Below are 20920 nucleotides of genomic sequence, written 5' to 3'. Positions count from 1 at the left end.
GTCTACCCTATTTCATCGCTAATACGCATTAGTTCTTTTTCATCTATAGAATATACAGTATTACAAAATTTGCATGTAAGTTTGGACTCTTTTTCTGTGTTTAATATATCTAATATTTCTTTCTTGCCTAACAGTTTTAGTGCCGAGATGCTTCGTGATCTTGAACAACGACATTTAAAACTAATATTTTGAAAATTGTCTCTATCCTTTATAACATATGGGTTTAATTTTGGAAATAATGAATTAAATAGATTAGGCAGATTATTTTTGCATCTATAAAGTTCTTCACTGAAATTATCAATATTAAAGCATTCTTTATTTACGAAATCTAGAAGGCTATCGTTATCAACTTCTTTTGGCAATACTTGTGCTATTAAGGCTCCTGAACAAACAAGTTCTCCATTGCTAATCTTTTCTCCTACAAAAACCGCAGATTTAGTCTGCTCTGATTGGAATAAGTATGAGGCGATGTCCTCGCCGATACAACCATTTACTAATTCAACAGTACTTGAAAATGGTTCTCCTTTGCCGTTATCCCTTGTGACATTTAGATATCCTCTGCCAGTAGCAGTTTGAAAATCGAAATAATGCTTCTTGGTTTTGGTCAGTATTAAATCAAGTTCTAAATCAGGATTCCCTAAATATCCTCTAACAGTTCCATCTCTACCAGCATCTACAAATAGTCCATTGATAGGTCCGTCAGATTGAATTTTTACTGTCACTCTTCCATGCTTTACTTTCATTGAACTTGCAAGTATTAGAGCTGACCCCATTGCTCTTCCTAAAAGTGCTGTTGTCAAATGGGAAAGGGAGTGGCGTCTTCTTGCTTCTTTGGTAGTTTCTGTCGTTGTTACGGCTACGAGTCTTATGGCTCCATTGGCAGCAGTTGCTCTTACAAGTAAATCATTCATGCATTTATTTGGTAAGTTGATTAAGGACCCCATTGTTTAATTGATACTTCTTTGAATCACAAGCCTTAAAGAGTTGAGGTTCATGAGTAACAATAATCAAAAGTTGTTCTTGTGAAAGTAATTTGATTAATTTAAGTATCTCGTCTCGTACTGACCAATCTAGCCCTGCTGTTGGTTCATCTAATAAGAGTATTTGAGGTTTTCTTATTAGTTGGACAGCTATTGCTATTCTTCTTTGCTGGCCGCCACTCAATTTTTCAGGGGAGTCTGTAATGTTTATATTTTCCAAGCCTACTTTTTTTAATGTTTCTGTTTGAAGATCACCGGATAATCTTCTAAGCCCTATTCGTAATTCTTGAGCAACAGTTAAACCTATAAAATGACGTTCTGGGAACTGGAATACAACACCGGATATCCTTTTACGCTGTCTTTCATTTACTAAAATTTTGTTCCAAAAGATATTCCCATTGTTTTGAGCTGTTATTCCACTAATTACTTCAATTAAACTTGTTTTACCACTACCACTAGGACCTGAAATAATTAGGGGTCTTCCTTTTGTACCCTGAAGTGTTATTTCTTTAAGGACTGGATACTCCGAAGTTGCTGGATGATAATTGATTCTTTTTAGTTCAAGCATTCTGTTGTTAATAGCCAGCAACTATATATGATAAAGATGCTAGTTGAATTCTCCATTTATCTTTTTAAAAGGTACCATCTGGCATTATTTTTTAAAGGTGTGAATATCTTTATTTTTTTATGGACATTAATTTTAGAGAGATAGATCCATTTAACTGTTGGATTTGGCTCAAATTTGCTCATCCACCTAGTGAAGGTGAAAAAAAATATATAGACGGACTTTTTGACAGTTGGTATGTAATCGGCAAATTAGGAGGATTTAACTCTGAAAATCTACAGGCTCATGACGCTGCAGCAGAACTCAGTTGGATAACTTACGAAGAAGAATCTTGCATGCCCGCTTTAATGCATAATTTAGGCACGATGGAATATCAAAATGAATGGGGACGATGCTGGGTTGATTTGGGAACTTCAGATGCTATGGCATTTGATATATTGATCAATTGTCTAATCCAAATAAATGGAGATGTTGTTGAACTTAAAGAACTGGTAATAGGTGGAGTAAATGATGATTGGCCTGTTGATGACCATCCAGATGCAATCTTTCCCAATACCTAATATAGTTATGTCTGAGTACAGGCGTTTGTTAATTTCATCTAAGCGTATAGAAGACTCCCTTCAAAATAATAATCTTATAAAACTTACTACCAAGGAGAAACATTATATAACTCGTGTTCTTAGATTACGAGATGATGATCAGCTAGCTGTTATTGATGGCTTAGGTCGCCTTTGGAATGCAAATCTTGTTAATAATGACTATCTTGTCTTAACAACGAATGCATTTAATCCTATTGAATCTTCTTCTAGACCTGAGATTCAAACTTGCCTTGCGATTGTCATGCCTAAATATGGAATGGATGATGTAATTAGGATGTCTTGTGAAATAGGTATAGATATTATTCAACCACTTGTTTCCAATAGATCTGTGGTTACTCATTTATCCTCTCAACGCTTTTCAAGATGGAATGTGATTCTTAATGAGTCTGTTGAACAATCAGAACGATTATGGAGACCTCAGTTGAGAGAATTAATTTGTTTCTCTAATTGGTTAGAGCATTCGTTTCAAGGTATGCTTGTAACTATTGGTACAACCAGAACTGATAAGGCTCAACCATTTGAGCTATTATTAGAAAAGACATCTACAGATGTTGATGAAATATGGACTGCAATAGGCCCAGAGGGTGGCTGGACTGACGATGAGATTGAATTGGCTGAAAAACATCATTGTATAAATATTACTATGGGAAACTCTATTCTCAGGTCTTCAACGGCTGCAGTAGTATCAACGCAAATTATGTCTTCATGGAGAACCTTAAATGTTTAAACTTTTGTTTCGGCGACCATTTTTTTAATAGAATATTAAATATTCAAAGCATGATTAACCATGCCATCTATTTATAATTCTTGGGCCTGGGCATTTTGTATCAATTTTCTAATTATTGCAATTGCTCAGAGATTTCCATTCCTTACCAACACAGGTTGGCTTCATGCTGGAATATTAGGAACAATACTTTTAGCTTGTTTAGGGTGGTCAGGTTGGTTTGCAGTAGCTCTTTACTTATTACTTGGAACTCTTGTAACTAAAATTGGATTTTCATATAAGAAGTCTAGAGGTATAGCTGAGGGGCGTGGTGGTAGACGTGGACCTGAGAATGTCTGGGGCTCTGCGGCTACAGGTGCTATCTTGGCTATTGCTTATCAGCTCTTTAGTGGATATGGTGAATACTTTATATTTATAGGTTTTTCTTCTAGCTTCTCGGCAAAGTTAGCAGATACATTTGGAAGTGAGATAGGAAAAAGATATGGCAGGAAGACTTTTTTGATTACTAACCTCAAGCGTGCGAAAGCAGGTACTGATGGAGCAATAAGTCTTGAGGGTACATATGCAAGCTTTTTTGGCAGTCTCATTATGGGACTAGTAATGTTCCTATTGTCATTCATTAATTCTCTTCAATCTCTTTTTATAGTTATTACAAGTGGCTTTATAGCAACGATTATGGAAAGTTATTTTGGCGCGGTATTTCAGCAACGTATTTCGTGGCTTACTAATGAGGTCGTTAATTTCATCCAGACATTGTTTGCCGCTTTACTTTCTATGCTAATAGCTATATTACTTATAAATATTAATTAATAGTAACCACTTTATAGTTAATCTTATCTTATTCGGATGCCCATTTGCTTAATGGATGCCATGCTAATACCTTCTTGAAAAGCCATTGATGACCTTGTGAATTAAGATGAATGCCGTCGGACATTATCCATTCCTCATACAGAGTCTCCTTCCTCAACTCTTGAAATGTTGGCAAGAAAGGAATATCTAATTCTAAGCAACATTCTTCGATAAGTCTTTCATAGCTTAAACAATCTTGATTGGAATACCAGAGACAGTTGGCATATGGCATTTTACTTTCGTCGACAGGAGTTAAACCCATAACCATTACGTAGGTTTCCTTTTTAATCTTTTTAAGAAGCTCTTCTAATCCGAATCTAAACGCATCCTTAGATAATTGTGGACGCCCATCTTCTCTACCTACCTTGGCAGTATCATTTAGACCTATTGATAATAGCAACCCTGTAGGCTTAGCTCTTCTGAACTCACCTCGACATTCCCATTCTCTATGCCATCTCTGTGCAACTTTTTCAAGTCCGTCTCCTCTAATACCAAGTTGATAAATGGTCGGCTTATCTTCTAGTTGCATCCAATATCGTTGAAGCCTTGCACACCAACCTCCTCCATCAATATCACCCCATCCATATACTGTGCTGTCGCCGAATACTATTAACTGTCTTATGGATGTATTTGTCATTATGGTTAGTCTATTATGATATTAAGTGCATTTCTTTATGTTCGTCGTAAAGTAGACGTTTTTGAAGTCTTTCGCTTACTGTTTCGCCTATTAGTGTAATTATTATAAATACTATTGTAATGAGCATAACTTCTTCCCATGCAAAAGAACTTATGGACTCTTTTAATTGCCATCCCAAACCTGTTCCTCCTGCCATTCCAACGACTATACTTTCACGTAAAATAACGTCTGATCTATATAGGGCATAGGTTAAATAATTAGTGCTTTCTGATGATAACTTGCCATAGAACCAAGAAATATGATCATTAGCACCCGTGGCTTTTATAGAATTAAGGTATCTATCATCACTCTGGTCTATTCTATCCTTTAATAGTCTACCAAGTACAGCCATATTTTGTATTGCTAATGCTAGAGCAGCGACAGATATTGTTGGCGTTGTGCTTAATAATAACAACATTGATGTAAGTGGTGGTGGTATTATTCTAAAGAAAATCCATATAAAACTAATAAGGCTTTGGGCAATCTTACTTGGTCCTAGCATCAATAAGAGCGGGGGCACCCCTGTCGCAACTAGTGATGCAATCAATGTTAAGCTTATTGTTTCTATAATAAGTTTAAACCAAGGTAAATTTATCAAAGCTGATTTTAGATGAATTATACTTGGGAAGTTAAACGAATGGTAACGTGAGGCACTAAATATCTCTACTCCTAACTTATCTAGGCATATTAGACTTATAGCAGAGGATAATATTATTAACAATGATATCCCTATAGAATACATACCTATATTCCGAACATATAATTCCGGATTCTGTAACCATCTGCATGTTTTCTCTAATAGAAATATTGCTATAACCAACATCCACATAGAGCTCCAGACCTCATTAAATTGCAATGACATTATGCTTAATTGTAATTCAGTGCCAATACCACCAAGCCCAAAAACACCTAACAATGTGGCACCTCGTATCGCACATTCAAGACGGTAAAACCCATATGTTCCAATTATTGGAATTATTTTTGGGAACAAAGCCGTAGAGAGTATTGAAAATTTGCTGCATCCAGTTTGATTTATTGCAGTTAACGTTTTAGAATTAATCTTGTCAATCTGTTCTGAAAATACTCTTGCCATTAAAGATGAATATGGAACAGCAATAGCAAGAATGGCAATCCATGGGGCTAGTCCAAATATCTGTAAAAGTAGTAATCCCCAAATCAATTCATGTGTAGCTCTAGGAATAGTTAGTATTCGCCTAAGGGATGTCGGTATAATTTCTGGTATCTCTACAATACTGTTAAATGTATATGAAGTGGCAATGCCAAGAATAAGACCGATTGAGAGACTAATGCTCCATGAAATTAACCCTATACCGAAAGTAACTTGAATACCATGCCAGCTGCTAATCAGTACGCTTTTTTCTAGTGATGGTTGAAACGCAGATAAAAAGAAATTAGATAAAGTATTAAGGCCACCAATATGTAGACCATGGAGTAATTGAATAACCACAGGGATTATTCCTAATACAGGTAATAACGTAATTACAGGCTTTCTAATCAGATATGATTTCAAAATACTATTTGTACAAATTCTCGATATCTTCTGTTTTGATTTGAGTAGCTTGATAGTCCAACACAATTTCTCCTCCCTTTAATCCTATAACACGAGTGAATTTATCTAGTAATTCTAGTTGATGAATGCTTATTAAATAAGTATTAGCAATATTTAAATCTTGGTAGCTTTTTAAATGTAAGAAGGTGTTCAATATTTTTTTAGTTAAGACTTTATCAAGATGAGAAAACGGCTCGTCTGCCAGAATTATTTCCGACTCTTGCCTAAAAAGTCTTGCTATAGCTACTCTTGTTCTTTGACCACTAGATAATTTAGTTATATCTTCATTTATAAGATCTATGGATAACTCAGCAGCGTCCATGCAGGTAATACATTTCTTTGTTCCTATTTCCCCCATTAAATTTCTAAGTGCCCAAATTGGATTGTGTTTTCCTAATGCTCCGCAATTTATATTTTGACCAACAGATAGTTCTTCGATAAGTCTTAAATCCTGCCAAAATGTTGCAATGTTACGTCTATACTTTCTTTTTAATCCTTTCACATGTTGCCCATTAAATAATACGTCACCGTCACAAGTTAGTGCTCCATTAAGAACGTTTAATAATGTTGTTTTACCAGATCCGCTTTTTCCTATAAGAGCTACTTTATCTCCTAAATCTATTTTGAGATTTATATCCTTTAGCCTAAACCCAGTCATCCCTTTAACACTAACACCATTAGCTTCGAGCAAAGTATTCATCTGATTTTCCCTAGTTCCCTCCCAATACTCTCTATATTCTTGTATTGATGCTCATTAGCTTCAATAAACTTTTTAGCATTAAACAAAGTTAATATCTTTGCTTGACGAGGGTTCTTTAGGTTAAACCCTAAAATATTAGTTCTTAGTTTCTTGGTAAAGCCTCTACCAAATCTTTTATCGAGATTTGGTAGAGCAAGCCAATGGTAGTCGGCATATGGAGGTGTTCTCCATATCACTATGACTTTGTTTTCTGAGACACGACCACTCCTTAGATTATCTTTCCAAACCTCTTCGTTTAGTGCTCCGGCTTCATATGAGCCACTTTTAACTAAAGCTATAGTTGCATCATGACTACCACTAAAACCTGCTTTTCCTCCTTTGAAATCAGCTATGGTTACATTTGCTTTATTCAGGAAATATTGTGGCATCAATCTTCCAGATGTTGAACTTTCAGATCCAAATGTGAATCGTCTACCTCCTAGAGCCTTTAGTTGATAAATATCTTTTATAGATTTTATTTTACTTTTTGTATTTGCAATAAAAACACTACGAAAATTAGCATCAATATCTCTTTGTGCTATTACCTTGGAACCAGGCTTTTGAAGCCTAGCTTGCACACCTGTTAAGCCCCCAAACCATACTAAATCTAAATCTCCTGTTCGAAAGGCACTTACTGCTGCTTGATAATTAACTACAGGCTTATAAATGACTTTTATACCTAAGCTTTCTGAGAGTTCTTGCGCTAGCAATGAATATAACCTATTAAGTTTCTCAGGATTCTGATCAGGGATGGCACTTATTACTAGCCTTTCTTTAGCGAAAGCATTGCCGCTAAGTAGCAATTGCACTAATACTATTAGTATTATTGTTGTTGATTTTATTTTTTTTTGTATATGAAGCATTTTCATTTTAACAAACTAAGCATCTATCATCTATTCAACTGAGTCTTTTTACAACTGAATTCAACCTAGTTAAGCCATCAGTAATAATTGCACTAGATGCTGAACATGATATACGAATACAACGATCATCCCCAAAAGCAATCCCAGGTATTAGAGCTAGCCCTTCTTCTTCTAAAGCAGTCTTACAAAAATCTAATGAGTTTGGTAGATGTGCATCAAGAAGGGGGAAGGCATAGAATGCCCCATGTTGTGGGCAAATGCTCAAGCCTGATATTTGGTTGATACCGTTAGTAAGGATTTCTCTCCTTGAGTTAAAGCTATCAATCATATGCTCGATACCGTTTGGCATTTCTGTTATTGCTGCTAACGCACCTTTTTGAGCAAAGCTACATACGTTACTAGTACTTTGGCTTTGTAAAGCAATTGCCTTATTAATTATTTGGCTATTACCTTGTAAATATCCAACTCTCCATCCTGTCATTGCCCAGGCTTTTGCAAAACCATTGACTGTAAAAATTCTTTCTTTTAAATCTGGGGCTATTCTAGATAAATGTATGTGAATTTGGTCTTCTGCAATTAAGTACTCATAGATTTCATCACTGATAACAAAAATATTGGGATATTTTCTTAGTAGGTTTGCAATATCTTGTAATTCATCTAATTTCATAACCCTCCCAGTTGGATTACAGGGTGAATTCAGAATTAGGACTTTTGTCTTGCTTGTAATCTTTTCTTCCACATTATTGATATGTAATTTGAATCCTTCTTCTGGAGAAGTTTTTATTGATATAGGAATTCCTCCTGCAAATCTTGTTATTTCGGGGTAACTAAGCCAAAAGGGTGATGGAATTAAAACTTCATCCCCTTCGTCAAGAATGATTTGAAGGACATTAAATATCGCTTGCTTGCCCCCATTTGTTATGAGTAAATTTTCACTACCAATATTAAATTCATATGATTCTGTAAGCTTTTTAGCCAATGCCTTTCTTAGTTCCAGGTCTCCAGCTGCTGGCCCATATCTTGTTATTCCTTCATCTAGTGCTTTTTTGCATGCTTCGATAATAAAATTTGGCGTATCAAAATCTGGTTCCCCTGCACTCAAGCTACATATATCTCTTCCCTCTAACTTTAGTTTTTGAGCTAAGGCGCTTATCTCTAGAGTTAGTGATGGTTTTAAGCCAATAGCTCTTTTTGAGATTGAATTATTAGTGTTCATGATTTTTTAATGTTTTCTTTTGATCCATCGTTCACCATCTCAACCTACTTTGTGAGTGTTTTTAATAACCTATATAAATTATATAAATTAAAGTTGTGGATTTTAATCAAACCAGTTTTTTATTCTCTTCACCCAATCCAGAGAAATTAGCAAAATTCTACTCTCTATTAATAGGTCATCCAGTTCTTAATGGATATAGCTCAGAAGATTTTTTGATACCCCTTGAGATTTCTATGAGGATGACTTTCTTCAAACCATCTGAGAATTCGTATCTTTCGAAGTCGGACCCTCCATCAATTAGTATCTGCTTTCAAAAGAAACCATCGCAGGATCCACTTGGTGTACTTGAAAATATAATTCCAAAAATTAAAGAATTGGGAGGAATCTTACTAGGTGAACCAAAACTTGAATCCTTTGGAGCAGAAGCATGGTTTTCTGATATAGAAGATAATAAATTCTTGATTTTTGTCCCTTTTTCTAAATAGCTGCTTAGAAAACTAATAGAGTAAAAAATGACTATTAATGATTCGTTGGGCAATCCAATATGTCAATCATGTGGCATTTCAGATCTCCTAAGCCCAGTTGTTATTGGTAAAGGAGATAAATCCTCACCATTAATGCTCATAGGCGAAGCACCTGGTGCCATGGAAGAAAAACTTACAGTTCCTTTTGTGGGAAGATCAGGGAAATTGTTAGATTTGCTTTTGACACAGGCAGGATTTGATCTGTGTAAGGACGTTTATATTACTAATTTGATTAAGACAAGACCACCAAATAACAGGGTACCTACTAAAAAAGAGATCTCTTTACATCTTCCATGGCTTTATCAACAAATAAAGCTTGTTAAGCCATTGGTAATTCTTTTGCTGGGTTCTTCTGCCTTACATGCAATACTTGGAGAGAGACTTAAAATTACTGAAACGAGAGGAACATGGCACAATTGGAATGGAATTTTATTAATGCCAATTTTTCACCCTTCTTATCTTTTACGAAACCCTTCAAAATTAGAAGGTAAGCCCTATAACTTGACTTCTATTGATTTAAATGAAGTGCATAAAAAGCTTACAGAATTTAATTCAATCTAAGTGAAACTTCACTTTTTTATTCCTATTAGTAGATGAATTGATTATGACTACAGATACCTTAACTGACAAAACTAACGAACTTGTTGCACGTCGCTATAGCACTCAAATCATACGTAGAAAAACACGATCAGTTCAGGTTGGAAGTATTTCTATAGGAAGTGATCATCCTGTATGCGTACAATCGATGATCAATGAAGATACTTTGGATATTGAGGGTTCTAGCTCTGCTATCAGACGATTACATGAAGTTGGCTGTGAAATAGTCAGATTAACAGTACCTTCACTTTCTCATGCAAAAGCAGTTGGAGCGATAAAAGAAAAATTACAAAAAACTTATCTTCCTGTCCCTTTAGTCGCTGATGTTCATCATAACGGAATGAAAATAGCACTGGAAGTAGCAAAGCATGTTGATAAAGTAAGGATAAATCCTGGTTTGTTTGTATTCTCTAAGCCAGATCCATCTCGTACTGAATTTTCAGATGATGAAATTCAGGATATAAAAAATAAAATCATTCGTAATTTTGAACCTATAGTTAATACATTAAAGATACAGAATAAGGCATTAAGAATAGGAGTGAATCATGGCTCTCTAGCAGAAAGAATGCTTTTCCAATATGGAGATACACCATTAGGTATGGTTGAATCTGCGATGGAGTTTATTAGGATCTGTGATTCTTTGGATTTTCACAATATTGTTATTTCAATGAAAGCATCTAGACCTCCAGTAATGTTGGCAGCCTATAGACTTATGGCAGACACTATGGATAAAGAAGGCTTTAATTATCCGCTTCATTTAGGTGTAACTGAAGCGGGAGATGGTGATTATGGACGAATTAAAAGTACAGTAGGAATAGGCACTCTTTTATCAGAGGGTATTGGAGACACGATAAGGGTTTCACTTACAGAAGCGCCTGAAAAAGAAATTCCTGTTGCATATTCAATTTTACAAACAGTTGGTCTTAGAAAGACAATGGTTGAATATATAAGCTGTCCTAGTTGTGGCAGAACGTTGTTCAATCTGGAAGAAGTTGTTGCTAAAGTTCGAGAAGCGACAAGCCATTTAACAGGATTAGATATAGCTGTAATGGGATGCATAGTTAATGGGCCAGGTGAAATGGCAGATGCTGATTATGGTTATGTTGGCAAAGGCAAAGGTGTTATAGCTTTATATAGAGGAAGAGAAGAGATAAGGAAAGTACCAGAAGATCAAGGAGTTAAGGCTTTAGTTGATTTAATTAAGCAAGATGGTAAATGGATAGACCCTAATGACTAATTTAGCTAATTATTTATATTAATATATTCTCATGACTTTATTTAATAAGTACAGATTAGTAAAACCTACAAGGCTATTTAATACTTCAATTATATATATTTCTCTGTCTTTTTTTACAATATTACCTGCTTATTGTTTACCCTCCTCTAGATCGTCATTAATTCAAGATAGCCCCAAAGAAGTCCTCGATCAAGTATGGCAAGTTATATATAGAGATTATATGGATTCCACAGGTAAATATAATAAGTCTGATTGGCTTAAATTACGTCGTAAGGTGCTAGCGAATAAATATCATGATACAAGTCAAGCTTATGAAACTATCAGAGGTATGTTATCAACTTTAGATGACCCATACACACGTTTTTTAGATCCAAAAGAATTTAAAGAATTGCAAATTGATACTTCTGGCGAACTTACTGGAATAGGTATACAAATATCTATCGATTCTAATACCAAAGATATTATTGTAATAGCACCTATAGAGGGTACACCGGCTTTTAAAGCCGGTATTCAACCAAATGACATAATTGTATCGATTGATGATACTTCTACAAAAGGAATGGGAGTAGAGGATGTTGTTAAGTTAATAAGAGGCAAAAAGGGAACATCTGTAAAAATAGGAATATTAAGAGGCAAGAAAATTCTTGTATTAAGTCTATTAAGAGATCGAATCTCTATTCGATCAGTAACTAGTAGACTCAATAAATCTAACACAGGTATTAATATCGCATATATAAGAATTAGACAATTTAGCTCTAATTCCGCCAATGAATTAAGAAATTCTTTATCCTCCCTAAAACAAAATAATCCTGATGCTTATATTATAGATTTAAGAAGTAACCCGGGTGGTTTATTAGAAGCTAGTATTGATATGAGTAGGCAGCTTTTAGATAAGGGCGTAATTGTCAGTACTAAAACCAAAGATGGAATTCGAGATGTTAGACGTGCTACAGGTAATGCTTTAATTTCTAAGCCTTTAGCTTTATTAGTAAACGAAGCGTCTGCAAGTGCTAGCGAAATTATGTCTGCAGCAATTCAAGATAATAATAGAGGTATTCTTGTTGGCAAAAAGACTTTTGGGAAAGGACTTGTTCAATCTGTGAGACCTCTTGTTGATGGTTCAGGCTTAACAGTTACAGTTGCTAAGTATTTGACTCCTAAAGGTATCGATATTCACAAGAATGGTATTAGTCCTGACATTGAAGCTTCAATAAGTAAAAGAAATAAGACCAATATTTCTGCAAATCAACTAGGTACATCATTAGATAATCAATATTCAGTAGCTGTCTCAGCATTGTCTAAGTTGTTATCTCAAAAACCTAAATATAAATCTTTCATTCCTAAGATTGCAAATTATTCTATGGCATTGGAGATTCCCACATCTTTCTAATTTGATAGAATCAATAAGATATTTTGCTAAACCCTATTTACTAAGCTCTAACATTTTCATGATTGGATCTAATGCTTTTAATCTGATATCTTCATCTAATGTTAATTCAGGTGTTAATGATTTCAAACACTTGAGTACTTTTTCTATTGTATTTAATCGCATGTAGGGACAAATATTGCAACTACAACCATCAAGATTAGGGACATCAATAAAAGTTTTAGCAGGCTCTCTTTTTTGCATTTGATATATTATTCCTGGCTCTGTAAGTACAATATAGGTTTTAGTATGGTTATTTTGTACATATGCTAATAGCTTGCTTGTAGAACCTATGAAATCAGCATATTCTAAAAGCTCTTGATTACATTCTGGATGAGCAATTACCTCGGCTTCGGGATAAAGTATTTTTAGTTTGTTGATTTCCTCTTCACTGAATGTTTCATGTACCGTGCATGAGCCTGGCCATAATGTCATCTTTCTACCACTTTGTTTCTCAACCCACTTACCAAGATTTTTGTCTGGTGCAAATAAAATAGGGATATCGCTAGGTATCTTTTTCACAAGATCAACGGCATTACTACTAGTACATATGAGATCACTTTGAGCTTTTACAGCTGCCGAACAATTTATGTAACTAATAACGTAATGATCAGGATGTTTCTCAATGAAGTCTTTGAAAGCATCTCCTGGACATTCATTGGCAAGTGAACAACCTGCATCCAAGTCTGGAATTAACACTTTTTTATCGGGACAGATTATTTTTGCTGTTTCAGCCATGAAATGAACACCGCAAAAAACAATTACATCTGCATCTGTTTTGGCAGCCTTTCTTGATAGCTCTAAAGAATCTCCTATGAAGTGAGCTATGTCTTGAATAAGGTCTTCTTGATAATAATGGGCTAGTATTATGGCGTTTTTCTTTTCGCAGAGTGTTTTTATCTGCGCAACAATTTCATCTTTGTCTAGAGATGGCTTTGTAATCTTTTGATGGCTGCTTTGAGCTGTTAACAGTTTCTTTTCAGCAATTTGAGGCAGTATAGAGCTTTATATACTATTTACTCTGACAATTATTCGAATTGCTATTGCTGGTGACCTTCACGGGGAATGGTCTCATACTGATAATGAATTGGTTCATGCTTTAAATCCAGATGCAATCTTATTTGTCGGGGACCTTGATGATGGTCAAATTCGCATAGCAAAGATAATCAATGATCTTTCTATACCAACAGGCATAATTCTTGGAAATCATGATAAAGGAATAGATACTAGTGGCCATCAACTAAAAAGCCAACTTGACTTGCTTGGAGACAAGGATTGTGGATGGGGCAATTGTTCTTGGGAGAACCTCCTGATTTCTGTTGTAGGCGCAAGACCGTGCAGTGCTGGTGGAGGATATTATCTTTCAGAGCAAGTTAAATCTGTCTATGGGCATATATCTATAGAAGAATCTGTGGATATAATTGTTAATGCTAGTAGAAAGTTACCATCAAAACTCCCATTGATAATTTTGGCTCATTCAGGACCTACTGGTTTAGGCTCTGAGGTCTCAAGTCTATGTGGTAGAGATTGGAAAGCACCTTCCATTGACTGGGGAGATAAGGACTTAGAACTTTCTATCGATAAGATAAAAAAAGAGAGAAGTGTTGACTTAGTCGTATTTGGACATATGCATCACGAGTTAAGGCGAGGACGTGGGATAAGAGATACCTTTTATATAGATAGCACAAGAGGAATTGCATATTTAAATGCAGCATGCGTCCCAAGAAAAGGCATAGATTCTAATGGAACCCTTTTGACACATTTCTCCTGGGTAGAATTTTTTAACGGAAAACTCATGCATGCATCCCATCGTTGGTACCGTGATGACTTTTCTTTGGCATATAAAGAAGATCTTCTTAACTGAAAATTACTAATATGCTTATTTATTTATGTCTTTCAAGTCACGGTTATGGTCATGCAGCAAGACAAGCTGCGATATTTTCTGAGTTATATAAATTAAGACCTGATTGGACTTATGTAGTTAGTTCTAATGTAGATATTAGCTTTTTAGATCTTGCCTTTAAAGGTATTCCAATTATACATCGTAGAGTTCAATGGGATATTGGTACCGTTCAGACTAACGCACTTAATGTAGATATTGAAGCCACACTTATATCGATAGATAAATTAAATAAGAGTTATAATAATATTATTATACAAGAACAAAATTGGATAGAGAAATTTTCACTACCTATCTTAGTTCTTGCTGATATACCACCCTTAGCCTCAAAGTTAGCTGAAATATTATCAGCACCATTAATATGGATTGGTAACTTTGGATGGGATGATATATATAAAGCATATGATAATAGATTTATAGAGCACATAGAGTTTTATAAATCTTGTTATTCAACTGGATCATTGCTAATAAGCCTCCCATTCTCTTTCGGTATGAATTGGCCTATTCCTAAAAAAGAAGTTGGTTTAATTGTCAATAACAATCGAAAAATAGACTCAAGTTTTCGCACATTTCTACTTAATATTAATAAACCCATTATTTTAATAAATTTTGGAGGTATGGGTTACTTTTTGCCAAGCAATCATTTTTCTTCATGGAACGAATTTCATTTCTTAATTATGGAAGCAAATATAACTAGATCTACTGAATACTATGGTATTAAAAATTTATCTCTAATCCCATCTATTTATAGACCTATTGATATAATGCCATATTGTTCTTCTATAATTTGCAAACCTGGCTTTAGTACATTTTGCGAGGCTTTATATTACAAATTAAATATTTATTATGTAACCAGAGACTCCTTTATAGAATCTGATTATCTTGTTAATTCACTTAAGAAACTAAGTTCTTGTACATCTTTATCCAAACAAGATTTTTTAAGTGGTAATTGGAAACTAAATAGTGAAAGTATTCTAAATAATTCATTGCCACTATCATCAACTGGGGCTTTGGAGTCTTCTAAAATAATATCAGATTTCATTTGAATATTTATTATTTATTTTGACTATTAATCATTCATTATTCATTAACTTGGTTGGTTGGACGTCTAGGAGTTATTAAAAATGCGATTATTGAACACGCTAGAAAAGATACTATATTCCTTAATAAAGGAAGTAATTCACTTGTTCTTGTAATTACAGGAGCTATTCCAAATATCCCAAAGAGCATTATCCATAAAGGTGACATCAGTACAAGCCATTTCCAGGCAATAGAAACATTTTCTTGCCTAGGTACAGCAGATACTCCTGCAATAATCCCACCTAATATTGATGTTGATAATGTCCAAATCCATTGTTCTTTTGGTAGGCCAGGTACTACATTGCAACCACCTTTGTCTAGGCATATCCTTACAGATTCAATAGATTCAAGAATTGCACCATCTTCGCCTTTCTCTTTTACAAAAAATTGATTTCCATATCTCGTTTGCAGTTCAACCCAAAAAAGCCTTGGTAATAAGGCAAAATAAGCATCACCAACGTTGAAATTTAATAAATTCCCACCTCTAGGATCGGCAATTAAAACAAGACTTGTTTCATCAAGTTGCCAGAAATCCTTAATTGCGAGTCCTGGGGATCTCTCGTATTGAGTTAAGACTTTTATTTTCCAACCTGTTTTTGATTCATAATCATTTAAGGATTCTTCAAGCTCTTTTCGTTGAGTTTCGCTTAATGATTTTGCTAGGTCTATAATAGGAGTTTGGTGATCTGGCAATAAGTCATGATTGTCAGATGCAATAACAGGGGAACAAAGTGATAGTGAAACGAAAAGGATCACAAGAATATTTTTTAGAGAACTTATTAGTCTGTTTCTATCCATTAGAAATTATTAGTTCTATCTATTCTCGCTGATGAATCGCTCTTTTGTGAATTGTCCTAACTGGCTAGCGCAACTTATTAAAGAAGCAGGAGGTTGTGTACCTTTTTCTGATTTTATGAACTGGTCCTTAAATCACCCAGGTTCTGGATCATATGCTACAGGTAGATTAAGAATTGGCCCAAGTGGTGATTTTGTAACCTCTCCTTCTTTAGGAAAAGATTTCTGTGAACTTTTAGTAAAACAAATAAGTGATTGGGTAGAGGAACTAGAAACTAAAATGAAAACAGGGCCAAAGATTTCAATAGTCGATGTTGGTCCTGGAGAAGGTGATCTTTCCTTTCACTTACTTAATGTAATTAAGGATAAATATTCTTATTTAGAATCGAAAATTGAACTTGTACTTGTAGAGATTAATGAAGAAATGATCACCCGACAAAAACAGAAACTGTCAGATATAGATTTCCCAAAAATAAGATGGACTACTTTTGAGGAATTAAAAATGTCCCCAATTAGAGGGATAGTAATAGCTAATGAAGTTCTAGATGCGCTACCTGTCGATAGAGTTGTTTGGTCTTCAAAGAAACTTTATTTACAAGGTGTTCTTTTACGAAATAAAGCTGGTAAAGATCATTTGGATTTTACAACTCTTCCATTGCCATCTGCGATAAAAGAATCCATAGACATTGCAAGAAATGTATGTAATATAAAGATTCCTCCAGATACAGCTGAAGACAATTGGACTACGGAATGGCATACTTATATTGCTAAATGGTTTGATGATGTTGCTCAATTTCTAATCGAAGGACCATTGTTGATTATAGATTATGCCTTAGACGCAAATCGTTATTATAAAACATCTAGAAGTAACGGAACTTTAGTTTCATATAGTAATCAAATGGCATCCTCTGATATTCTCCAAAATGCTGGCATATGTGATCTTACTTCCCATATATGTTTAGAAACTACTAAGTTATTTAGTAATAAAAATAATTGGGATTTTGTTGGTTGTAGAAGTCAAGGCTTAGCTCTATTAGCCTTAGGATTAGCACATGAGCTTGATAATTTAAAGTCATATGATGGGGCCAGATTACCTTTGGCCTTGTCAAAGAGAGAGAGCTTACTTAGATTAGTTGACCCAACTTGCTTAGGAGACTTTAAATGGCTTTGTTTTAAAAAAAGGAATAATAAAATATCATACAGTAATGATTTTCTTTCTTTTAGATTTCTTTCTGACCCTTGATTTAATAATTAATTGTCTAGTTTTTTTAATAATACTTCTATATCCTTTGTAGTAATTTCACTAGAGATTATAGCCTCTCCAATTGTTTTAGGAAGAATGAACCTTAAATTACCATCTTTTACCTTTTTATCTCCTTTTAGTGATCGAAGTACTGATTGATGGTTTATAGTTGGCCAACTTATTGGTAATCCAGCCTTTAATAGTAATTCTTTTTGTCTGATAAAGCTTTTTGCATCCCAAAAACTTTTTTGTATTGCAAGATGGCCTATAGCAATCATCCCAATAGAGACTGCTTCTCCATGTAGCCAATTACCATAACCACAAAGAGTTTCTACAACATGTCCGAAGGTATGTCCATAATTAAGAATTGCCCTAATACCACTTTCTCTCTCGTCTAGTTCAACAATTCTAGCTTTAGTTTTAGCTGAACTAGTTATAATTTCATGTAAATCTTTATTGTTTATTCTGTTGAAACTTTGAAGATTATTTATTTGTTCTAATTTGCAAAATAATTCTTTATCTTTTATCACACCATACTTAATAACTTCGGCCATTCCAGATCGGAACTCCCTTTCTGGAAGAGTTTTAAGTGTGTTTATATCAATTAAGACTAAACTTGGCTGATGAAATGCCCCAATTAGATTCTTCCCTTGAGGATGGTTTACTCCTGTTTTCCCTCCTATAGATGCATCTACCATTGCAAGTAATGTTGTAGGTACCTGAATAAAAGATATTCCTCTAAGCCATGTAGAAGCTGCAAAACCAGCCATATCTCCTATGACCCCACCTCCTAAAGCAATAATTAAGGATGATCTTTCAATTTGATTTTCGTATGCAGCATTATGAATAAGCTCAATAGTGCTAATTCTCTTTTGCTCTTCTCCAGCTTCAACAATAAAAAGATAAGGTAAATATCCCGCACTCTTAAGACTTTGAATAAATAAGGAGCTATAAGGCTTTGCTATTTCAGAATTTGTTACTACTAATATCCTTGTTCCCTTTTTTACACCAATATATTCCAATTCTATTCCAATTGAATTCAAATTATTGGAACCAATAACCACTTCATATGGTTTGGTTTTTAAATCAACTTTGATTCGGCTGTTGTCTTGAGACACAATATGAATAGTGAAAATACAGTAATTAGCCCAATTTTTCTTGGGACATTTTAGTTAAGCTTATTAAAGAGGAGTTTTCATTGAAAAACGAAGATCAGCTGAATCATTGTATTGGTGTGGTTGGAGGAGGCCAGCTTGCACAAATGCTAGCTATAGCAGCGAGGGGAATGTCAGTTGAAGTGCTTGTACAAACTGGTTCTGAGCAAGATCCCGCAGTTGCTAATGCTGATGGATTTATACTTGCAGATACTAATGATATTAATGGAACCAGAAAACTATCTCAGTTAACAAAATGCGTAACTTTTGAGAATGAATGGATAGATACCGATACTTTATCTTCCCTTGAGGATGTTGGAGTCAAATTTATTCCTAATTTGTCCTCAATGAAACCACTAGTAAACAAACTTTCCCAACGCAAGCTTCTTAACAGACTAAATATTCCTGGACCAGATTGGATACCGTTATCTTCTTATGAAGGCAGTGTATCAATTGATAATAATCTTTGGCCATTCCCACTCATGGCAAAGTCATCCATTGGTGGGTATGACGGTAAAGGTACAAGAGTCCTAAGGAACGAATCAGATTTAAAGCAGCTTTTAAAATCAGTTCATCCTAATGATTGGTTTCTAGAGAAATGGGTGAATTATGAAAAGGAATTATCCTTGGTAATTTCAAGAGATTTACAGGGAAATGTCAAAATTTTTCCATTGACAGAAACATTTCAATGTAATCAAATATGTGATTGGGTTATGGCACCAGCAAATGTAGCCCATCAAGTAAGTTCTTTTGCGAAGAATATAGCTATATCTCTAGTTAGAGAACTCAATTATTATGGCGTATTAGCCATAGAATTTTTCTATGGAGATGAAGGCTTACTTGTTAATGAAATTGCTCCGAGAACTCATAATTCAGCTCATTTTACAATTGAGGCATGCAAGAGCAATCAGTTTCAACATCAGATTGCAATCGCTTCTGGAATTTCTATGCCACAACCAGAACTAATATCTCCTGGCGCAATCATGGTTAATCTATTGGGATTTGAAGATGACGGATCATTATCTGAAAGGCTTTCATTATTGAAGGATATCCCTGGTTTAAGTGTTCATTGGTATAACAAAACTAAAAATCATCCCGGACGCAAACTTGGCCATGTTACAAAACTCCTCACTGCTACAAATAAGGATCAACTAAGAATTGAGGCAGGAGAAATACACAATCAGATTCGGACGATATGGCCAATTACGTAACTTTTATGTTTAAAATATATTATTGAACTATTTTGTTGGTGAAGATCTTCTAGTGCTCTGATCTGACTCTTTTTCGACTTAAGGAGACTGTCGTATAGGGGAAGTAAACCAGTCTTGAACTGGAAATGGAACCTTGCTTTGACTCCTTTTCTGGCTTATCCAGGTCGAACGCTAAGGTCACACGGCAAGATGGTTCAATACTATTGATATCAGATCATTCGTCTTTTATTTTCTTGATTAATTTGATGATGAAAACCAGAGCCAGAGCAATATATTGAGCATGGCACCACTGATAGTGTCCTCATGCTTATAGTAATCACCATCCATGGGACTTGATTTAATATCAAATATGACCTAGAAAGGGGGTTCCCCATCACCCAGGCTCAGCGTTAATCGCAGAGTCTTTTTTTTTGCTTGCGATGATATAAAGGAAGATTATAATTAAGATAATGGGTATATTTATTATGTTGAATATATTCAAGATTTAATGACATTAATATGATAATAGGTCTTAAAAAAAAGCTTTGTCAGTCTCCTAATAAGGATGTATGTATATTGCTAAATATTAATTAAATCAGAATAATTATAATTGACTAATATAGCTAGGTATATAGATTAAATTCTTTTATTATAATTGTATGATATAAGTATTAATATTTTCCAAATGAAATCTTTGAAGTAATTATATTATAATTCATCCTGTGGGAGTTGAACCCATCCAACTGTCCATTTTGCATAAGTTTTAAGTTCGGACCACTCTACTTTAAAGCTTATGTCTTTATCTAGGATTGCTGCAAGAATGACCCATCTATCCTCTCCTTTCCCACCATATTCTGTAACTTCAAAATGTCTGTAGCCTTTAATTGGTGAACTAGAAGTCCAGGCTTTGTTTGGTGGCCATCTCATTTATTTTATTATTTGGTTTGATTCTAGTAGCCGAAACTACAAGGGTATTTTTTTTATTCACTTATT

22 protein-coding genes and 1 other RNA gene are annotated in these 20920 nt (G+C 34.6%); 12 read left to right on the top strand and 11 right to left on the bottom strand.

The genetic code is table 11. The features are described from left to right. Window positions 1-2: 2 nt before the first annotated feature. A complete protein-coding gene (gene hslO / locus EV07_RS04840; RefSeq protein ID WP_036918280.1) occupies window positions 3-911 on the bottom strand; it encodes an Hsp33 family molecular chaperone HslO in 909 nt (302 codons plus the stop codon). A 4-nt stretch (window positions 912-915) separates the two neighbouring features. Continuing rightward, on the bottom strand, window positions 916-1548 hold the full coding sequence (locus tag EV07_RS04835) for an ABC transporter ATP-binding protein (RefSeq protein WP_036917826.1): 633 nt from the start codon (window positions 1546-1548) through the stop codon (window positions 916-918). A 119-nt stretch (window positions 1549-1667) separates the two neighbouring features. Here EV07_RS04835 and EV07_RS04830 point away from each other — a divergent pair, with 119 nt between their 5' ends. From EV07_RS04830 to EV07_RS04820, 3 genes are read left to right on the top strand one after another with little or no spacing between them, the layout of a single operon-like run. Next, window positions 1668-2105, top strand: coding sequence for a DUF3531 family protein (locus tag EV07_RS04830; protein ID WP_036917824.1), 438 nt, complete (start codon window positions 1668-1670; stop codon window positions 2103-2105). Beyond that, on the top strand, window positions 2083-2871 hold the full coding sequence (locus tag EV07_RS04825; protein ID WP_206537151.1) for a 16S rRNA (uracil(1498)-N(3))-methyltransferase: 789 nt from the start codon (window positions 2083-2085) through the stop codon (window positions 2869-2871). The genes EV07_RS04830 and EV07_RS04825 overlap by 23 nt, the downstream gene beginning before the upstream one ends. Before the next feature lie 60 nt (window positions 2872-2931). Continuing rightward, window positions 2932-3678 carry a TIGR00297 family protein gene (locus EV07_RS04820; RefSeq protein ID WP_036917823.1) on the top strand — a complete coding sequence of 249 codons (747 nt, stop codon included), beginning with the start codon at window positions 2932-2934 and terminating at the stop codon, window positions 3676-3678. A 28-nt stretch (window positions 3679-3706) separates the two neighbouring features. Here the strand turns inward: EV07_RS04820 and EV07_RS04815 are convergent, their stop codons facing one another. The 5 genes from EV07_RS04815 to EV07_RS04795 are packed head-to-tail and all read right to left on the bottom strand — an operon-like array spanning window position 3707 to window position 8781. Continuing rightward, window positions 3707-4354, bottom strand: coding sequence for a GDSL-type esterase/lipase family protein (locus tag EV07_RS04815; RefSeq protein ID WP_036917821.1), 648 nt, complete (start codon window positions 4352-4354; stop codon window positions 3707-3709). Between the two features lie 13 nt (window positions 4355-4367). Next, a complete protein-coding gene (locus EV07_RS04810) occupies window positions 4368-5924 on the bottom strand; it encodes a PhnE/PtxC family ABC transporter permease (protein ID WP_036917819.1) in 1557 nt (518 codons plus the stop codon). Between the two features lie 4 nt (window positions 5925-5928). After that, window positions 5929-6663 (bottom strand): ATP-binding cassette domain-containing protein, encoded by a 735-nt coding sequence (locus EV07_RS04805; protein WP_036917817.1) that lies wholly within the window; start codon window positions 6661-6663, stop codon window positions 5929-5931. Further along, on the bottom strand, window positions 6660-7565 hold the full coding sequence (locus EV07_RS04800; RefSeq protein WP_052043918.1) for a putative selenate ABC transporter substrate-binding protein: 906 nt from the start codon (window positions 7563-7565) through the stop codon (window positions 6660-6662). The genes EV07_RS04805 and EV07_RS04800 overlap by 4 nt, the downstream gene beginning before the upstream one ends. A 34-nt stretch (window positions 7566-7599) precedes the next feature. Further along, window positions 7600-8781, bottom strand: coding sequence for a pyridoxal phosphate-dependent aminotransferase (locus tag EV07_RS04795; RefSeq protein ID WP_036917816.1), 1182 nt, complete (start codon window positions 8779-8781; stop codon window positions 7600-7602). A 95-nt stretch (window positions 8782-8876) separates the two neighbouring features. Here EV07_RS04795 and EV07_RS04790 point away from each other — a divergent pair, with 95 nt between their 5' ends. The 4 genes from EV07_RS04790 to EV07_RS04775 are packed head-to-tail and all read left to right on the top strand — an operon-like array spanning window position 8877 to window position 12529. Then, the gene (locus EV07_RS04790; protein WP_036917814.1) at window positions 8877-9266 is read left to right on the top strand and encodes a glyoxalase/bleomycin resistance/dioxygenase family protein; all 390 of its coding nucleotides are present in this window, start codon (window positions 8877-8879) and stop codon (window positions 9264-9266) included. Window positions 9267-9293: 27 nt separating this feature from the next. Continuing rightward, window positions 9294-9866, top strand: a complete 573-nt coding sequence (locus EV07_RS04785; RefSeq protein ID WP_036917813.1) for a uracil-DNA glycosylase — start codon at window positions 9294-9296, stop codon at window positions 9864-9866. A gap of 43 nt (window positions 9867-9909) precedes the next feature. Further along, a complete protein-coding gene (gene ispG, locus EV07_RS04780) occupies window positions 9910-11139 on the top strand; it encodes a (E)-4-hydroxy-3-methylbut-2-enyl-diphosphate synthase (RefSeq protein ID WP_036917811.1) in 1230 nt (409 codons plus the stop codon). A gap of 31 nt (window positions 11140-11170) precedes the next feature. Continuing rightward, window positions 11171-12529 (top strand): S41 family peptidase, encoded by a 1359-nt coding sequence (locus EV07_RS04775; RefSeq protein WP_052043887.1) that lies wholly within the window; start codon window positions 11171-11173, stop codon window positions 12527-12529. Window positions 12530-12562: 33 nt separating this feature from the next. Here EV07_RS04775 and nadA read toward each other — a convergent pair whose 3' ends face one another. Then, window positions 12563-13507, bottom strand: a complete 945-nt coding sequence (gene nadA / locus EV07_RS04770; RefSeq protein WP_193742722.1) for a quinolinate synthase NadA — start codon at window positions 13505-13507, stop codon at window positions 12563-12565. Window positions 13508-13562: 55 nt separating this feature from the next. Between nadA and EV07_RS04765 the strand changes: the two genes are divergently transcribed. Together EV07_RS04765 and EV07_RS04760 are read left to right on the top strand one after the other, a co-directional pair. Then, window positions 13563-14429: a TIGR04168 family protein gene (locus tag EV07_RS04765; RefSeq protein ID WP_342626385.1), complete on the top strand. Its 867-nt coding sequence runs from the start codon at window positions 13563-13565 to the stop codon at window positions 14427-14429. Between the two features lie 11 nt (window positions 14430-14440). After that, a complete protein-coding gene (locus EV07_RS04760) occupies window positions 14441-15511 on the top strand; it encodes a hypothetical protein (protein WP_036917805.1) in 1071 nt (356 codons plus the stop codon). A 34-nt stretch (window positions 15512-15545) separates the two neighbouring features. Here EV07_RS04760 and EV07_RS04755 read toward each other — a convergent pair whose 3' ends face one another. Then, on the bottom strand, window positions 15546-16343 hold the full coding sequence (locus EV07_RS04755) for a TPM domain-containing protein (protein ID WP_036917803.1): 798 nt from the start codon (window positions 16341-16343) through the stop codon (window positions 15546-15548). A 31-nt stretch (window positions 16344-16374) separates the two neighbouring features. Here EV07_RS04755 and EV07_RS04750 point away from each other — a divergent pair, with 31 nt between their 5' ends. Then, a complete protein-coding gene (locus EV07_RS04750; RefSeq protein WP_036917801.1) occupies window positions 16375-17583 on the top strand; it encodes a class I SAM-dependent methyltransferase in 1209 nt (402 codons plus the stop codon). 8 nt (window positions 17584-17591) lie between these two features. Here the strand turns inward: EV07_RS04750 and aroB are convergent, their stop codons facing one another. Further along, window positions 17592-18701 (bottom strand): 3-dehydroquinate synthase, encoded by a 1110-nt coding sequence (gene aroB / locus EV07_RS04745; RefSeq protein ID WP_036917799.1) that lies wholly within the window; start codon window positions 18699-18701, stop codon window positions 17592-17594. An 80-nt stretch (window positions 18702-18781) separates the two neighbouring features. Here aroB and EV07_RS04740 point away from each other — a divergent pair, with 80 nt between their 5' ends. Together EV07_RS04740 and ssrS are read left to right on the top strand one after the other, a co-directional pair. Further along, window positions 18782-19948 carry a 5-(carboxyamino)imidazole ribonucleotide synthase gene (locus tag EV07_RS04740; protein ID WP_072013321.1) on the top strand — a complete coding sequence of 389 codons (1167 nt, stop codon included), beginning with the start codon at window positions 18782-18784 and terminating at the stop codon, window positions 19946-19948. A gap of 21 nt (window positions 19949-19969) precedes the next feature. Next, a non-coding RNA gene (gene ssrS / locus EV07_RS09395) (6S RNA) lies at window positions 19970-20148 on the top strand. A gap of 487 nt (window positions 20149-20635) precedes the next feature. Here ssrS and EV07_RS04735 read toward each other — a convergent pair. Continuing rightward, window positions 20636-20854, bottom strand: coding sequence for a TIGR02450 family Trp-rich protein (locus EV07_RS04735; RefSeq protein ID WP_036917797.1), 219 nt, complete (start codon window positions 20852-20854; stop codon window positions 20636-20638). Window positions 20855-20920: the final 66 nt, after the last annotated feature.

The organism is Prochlorococcus sp. MIT 0603 (genome assembly GCF_000760215.1).
GTDB lineage: Bacteria > Cyanobacteriota > Cyanobacteriia > PCC-6307 > Cyanobiaceae > Prochlorococcus_E.
The sequence above is the reverse complement of the archived record's forward strand: the minus strand, read 5'-3'. Positions and strand labels throughout refer to the sequence as shown.

Coding starts and splice junctions, on each gene's coding strand:
- EV07_RS04755 (WP_036917803.1), bottom strand. CDS start 16,343: ATGGATAGAAACAGACTAATAAGTTCTCTAAAAAATATTCTTGTGATC.
- EV07_RS04820 (WP_036917823.1), top strand. CDS start 2,932: ATGCCATCTATTTATAATTCTTGGGCCTGGGCATTTTGTATCAATTTT.
- EV07_RS04830 (WP_036917824.1), top strand. CDS start 1,668: ATGGACATTAATTTTAGAGAGATAGATCCATTTAACTGTTGGATTTGG.
- EV07_RS04785 (WP_036917813.1), top strand. CDS start 9,294: ATGACTATTAATGATTCGTTGGGCAATCCAATATGTCAATCATGTGGC.
- hslO (WP_036918280.1), bottom strand. CDS start 911: ATGAATGATTTACTTGTAAGAGCAACTGCTGCCAATGGAGCCATAAGA.
- EV07_RS04825 (WP_206537151.1), top strand. CDS start 2,083: ATGCAATCTTTCCCAATACCTAATATAGTTATGTCTGAGTACAGGCGT.
- EV07_RS04835 (WP_036917826.1), bottom strand. CDS start 1,548: ATGCTTGAACTAAAAAGAATCAATTATCATCCAGCAACTTCGGAGTAT.
- EV07_RS04735 (WP_036917797.1), bottom strand. CDS start 20,854: ATGAGATGGCCACCAAACAAAGCCTGGACTTCTAGTTCACCAATTAAA.
- EV07_RS04795 (WP_036917816.1), bottom strand. CDS start 8,781: ATGAACACTAATAATTCAATCTCAAAAAGAGCTATTGGCTTAAAACCA.
- ispG (WP_036917811.1), top strand. CDS start 9,910: ATGACTACAGATACCTTAACTGACAAAACTAACGAACTTGTTGCACGT.
- EV07_RS04760 (WP_036917805.1), top strand. CDS start 14,441: ATGCTTATTTATTTATGTCTTTCAAGTCACGGTTATGGTCATGCAGCA.
- EV07_RS04805 (WP_036917817.1), bottom strand. CDS start 6,663: ATGAATACTTTGCTCGAAGCTAATGGTGTTAGTGTTAAAGGGATGACT.
- EV07_RS04815 (WP_036917821.1), bottom strand. CDS start 4,354: ATGACAAATACATCCATAAGACAGTTAATAGTATTCGGCGACAGCACA.
- EV07_RS04750 (WP_036917801.1), top strand. CDS start 16,375: ATGAATCGCTCTTTTGTGAATTGTCCTAACTGGCTAGCGCAACTTATT.
- EV07_RS04775 (WP_052043887.1), top strand. CDS start 11,171: ATGACTTTATTTAATAAGTACAGATTAGTAAAACCTACAAGGCTATTT.
- EV07_RS04800 (WP_052043918.1), bottom strand. CDS start 7,565: ATGCTTCATATACAAAAAAAAATAAAATCAACAACAATAATACTAATA.